Annotated in this window: 1 protein-coding gene; it reads right to left on the bottom strand. The window is 44.7% G+C overall.

Annotated elements, in window-relative coordinates; translation table 11 throughout:
* Positions 1–517, bottom strand: a 517-nt coding sequence (locus tag ACTHUF_RS11070) for a hypothetical protein (protein ID WP_440407711.1), incomplete at both ends; no start/stop codon positions are given.

The raw sequence follows: 517 nt of genomic DNA, 5'->3' as shown, positions 1-517 counted from the left end.
ACCCACAACACACCAACCAAAACAACCCCCCCCAAAAACAACAACCACAACAAAAAAAACAAAAACACAACAAACACAACAACCAACACACAAACAACCACCCCACCCCCAAACAACAACACCACCACAAACAAAACCACCAAACCCAACCCCAAACACACCCCAACAACCAAAACACCCCCCAAACAAAAAACCACCCAAAAACCACAAAACAAAAACACCAAAAACACAACCACACCCAACAACAAAAACACAAACAACCTAAACACCAAAACAACAGCCGCCAAAGATACAACAAAAACGCACAAAAAAACAACCACCACCAAACACAAACACCACGACCTAAAAACCACCACCCCAAAAAAAGACACGGCTACAAACACCCAAACCCCAAGCACCGTAAGCAAAACCCGCAACACACCAAAAAACTCCCCACACCCGACAACAAACACAACACACACCACCAAAAACACAACGGAACCTTCACCGATCTCTAAGGAAAACAACCACGCGCGTA

Source organism: Neisseria sp. P0024.S006 (assembly GCF_051956595.1).
Taxonomy (GTDB): domain Bacteria; phylum Pseudomonadota; class Gammaproteobacteria; order Burkholderiales; family Neisseriaceae; genus Neisseria.
The sequence above is the reverse complement of the archived record's forward strand: the minus strand, read 5'-3'. Positions and strand labels throughout refer to the sequence as shown.